This is a genomic window from Mesorhizobium sp. M4A.F.Ca.ET.050.02.1.1 (assembly GCF_003997725.1).
Taxonomy (GTDB): domain Bacteria; phylum Pseudomonadota; class Alphaproteobacteria; order Rhizobiales; family Rhizobiaceae; genus Mesorhizobium.
Genome location: NZ_RZSG01000915.1, coordinates 1 through 2,209, shown reverse-complemented (window position 1 = coordinate 2,209; position 2,209 = coordinate 1). Strand labels below are relative to the sequence as shown.

The 2,209-nt window shown below is 61.3% G+C and carries 2 protein-coding genes and 1 pseudogene; all 3 read left to right on the top strand.

Annotated features, from left to right (window positions below; translation table 11 throughout):
* Window positions 1–514: pseudogene (locus tag EOA33_RS33085) on the top strand (nitrate transporter); the annotation flags it as partial.
* Window positions 515–618: 104 nt separating this feature from the next.
* Complete coding sequence (locus EOA33_RS33080) at window positions 619–1,512, top strand: FHA domain-containing protein (protein WP_127407532.1); 894 nt, start codon at window positions 619–621, stop codon at window positions 1,510–1,512.
* Between the two features lie 572 nt (window positions 1,513–2,084).
* On the top strand, window positions 2,085–2,209 hold a 125-nt coding region (locus EOA33_RS41610; protein WP_348628285.1), incomplete at its 3' end, for a twin-arginine translocation signal domain-containing protein.

Below are 2,209 nucleotides of genomic sequence, written 5' to 3'. Positions count from 1 at the left end.
GCATCATTCGGCGCGCTGGTGCCAGGATCCGGCCAACCGTGCCGAACTTGCCGCACTGATGGCCGAGCCACGCTTCCTCGGCCGTCCGCCGGCGCTCCAGATGCCGGCGCTGACCGGGCACCTCCAGCTTGGTGGCGGCGCCGAGCGGGCGATCGCGGATTTCTTCGTGCCCTTCGACAAGGCGGCGAATTTTCCGTGGAAGAGCCATGCGCTGTGGTTCTACACGCAGATGGTGCGCTGGGGGCAGTTGGCGCACACGCCGGAAAACCTCGCCATCGCCTGGAACTGCTACCGGCCCGACCTCTATCGCTCGGCGCTGAAGCCGCTCGGCGTGGCGTTGCCCGGCGCCAATGCCAAGGTCGAAGGCGCGCTGAAGGCCGCGACCCCTGTCGGTTCGGCAGGCGCAAGCCTGGTGCTGGGCCCGGACGGGTTCTTCGACGGCCAGATCTTCGATCCCGACGAGATCGAAGCCTACATTGCCGGCCAGAAACACGCTGGTTCCTTGGCGCAGTAGATCCGACGTGCCGGGGTAGCGGATCGCCAATGCGCGCAAGTTGATAAGTCAAAGGCAATTTTGGTGTGCTATATACGCTGCGTTCTCGGGCGGATACGAGATCGATGGATCAGGAAAGACTTCTGGCCGCAGTCCTTTTGGCCGATGTCGTGGGCAGCACGCCTCTCTATGAGCGCATCGGCGACGATGCCGCTCTGCAGCAGGTTTCGGATTGCCTGGACGCAATGGGAGCGATCGTCGCCCAGCACGGCGGCGATTTCATTTACTCGAAGGGCGATGACGTACTCAGCCTGTTCGAGAGCCCGGAGACCGCGCTGAGGGCCGCCTGCCAAATCAGCCACCAATTGACGAAAGGCCCGTTGTGCGCCCGTATCGGATTACATTTCGGGGCGGTCATTCGCGCGCGGGGCGCGGTATTCGGCGACGTTATCAACGTCACCGCCAGGTTGTCCAGCACGGCCAACCCCGGGGAGGTGCTGATCAGCCAGAGCTTCTTCGAAGGCCTTACCGCGGGGAGCCGCAGTGGCCTGCGGCTCCTCGACAAGATGGCTTTCAAGGGGAAGCAAGAACTCTTCGATGTCTATACTCTGAGGAGCGACGACGGGACCCTCAGTAATACGCACATCGCCAGCCGGGGCACCATTGTCGATAGGCGCTCCGTCCCGCCGCCGCAGATCAAGCTAGTCATCGGCTATGGAGATCAGTTGCGATCCTGCCGAAACAACGAATTCGTGACGTTCGGCCGATCTCCGGAATGCAATATCGTCGTCGATCTGCCCTGGGTCTCAAGGCACCACGCCACCTTCACCATTTCAAATGGCAAGGCCCGGCTTATCGAGCGAAGCTCGTCGGGCACATTTGTGTCGATGGGACCCGACCATGAAGTATTCGTGCGCCGCGAAGATATTCTCCTCTTCGGCTCCGGCGTCATCTCGCCTGGACGAAGATCGACCCTCGGCGACGTCCAGGTTCTTCACTACGAAATTGTCTCAGGCTGACCCGGCCTATATTGCCGGCCCGCAATCGGCTGGCTCCCTTGCGCAGACGTTCTGACATGTCGATAGGGCGGCGTGCCGGATCGGACGCCTTTGAGATCAGCCGAAGCGCCATGCCGTCGTCATCCTGGAGCGAAGCGACGCGGCGCAGATCCCAGGATCCGCGCCGTGACGTCCCAATCTGTCAAAATCACCGTGTCGAGAACTGGTTTTGCGGACCTGATTATTTTTGCGCCACTCTTGTGCATTGCACAATAATTGTGCGTGCGCTTGTGCTAATGAACAATCTTTGGCCTGTGCGTCCTGCGGGTCGGCGTGCCGATCCTTGTTCTATGCAGTTGATTTAATTGGTGTTCGTCATCTCATCTGAAACTGGCACGGTTTCTGCATTGCAATAACCAGGCTCCTCGCGGAGTCACGGAACAGGCGTCCAATGGCGGGCGCCACAGGCAAAGCTGCCGCTCAGGTCGACACGCGATCCCGGATGTACGGACGCGAGCGACCTGGCCGGCAGCTTTTTGTTTTGACCGAACACGCAATCGACGGCGCCGGTCCCAAGCGGCGTCCAACCGGAGATGACGATGACGAAACGGATCGGAACTGGAACCACCCTTAAGGGCATGACGCGTCGCGACTTTCTTGCGCGTAGCGCGCTGACGGCGGGGCTGCTGGTGGCGGCGCGCAAGCTCCTGCCTTCGGG

What these genes read in the sequence shown, in the direction of transcription:
- EOA33_RS33080 (WP_127407532.1), top strand. Translation starts at nt 619, where the DNA reads ATGGATCAGGAAAGACTTCTGGCCGCAGTCCTTTTGGCCGATGTCGTG.